The 252-nt window shown below is 54.0% G+C and carries 1 protein-coding gene; it reads left to right on the forward strand.

Going from position 1 to position 252, the window contains the following annotated elements:
• Positions 1–252: AMP-binding protein (locus BBG47_RS28725; protein WP_254659967.1), on the forward strand; the 252-nt coding region annotated here is incomplete at both ends.

Here is a 252-nt window from a genome sequence, read left to right on the forward strand (position 1 = left end):
AACAACTACGGCCCTACAGAGTGTACAGTCGTGGCTACAGCAACAGAGGTCAGCCCCCTGCAGGAGGGCATACCGCCAATTGGAGGACCAATAGCGAATACGAAGTTATACGTTTTGGATCCACATCAACAACCTGTACCAATCGGTGTCGCTGGGGAGCTGTACATTGGCGGAGCAGGGGTCACTCGTGGATACTTGAATCGTCCAGAGCTGACAGAGGAGCGATTCCTTCCGGATCCTTTCAGCGGTGAG

The sequence above is a fragment of the Paenibacillus sp. KS1 genome (genome assembly GCF_001680695.1).
Taxonomy (GTDB): Bacteria; Bacillota; Bacilli; order Paenibacillales; family Paenibacillaceae; genus Paenibacillus_B; species Paenibacillus_B suaedae.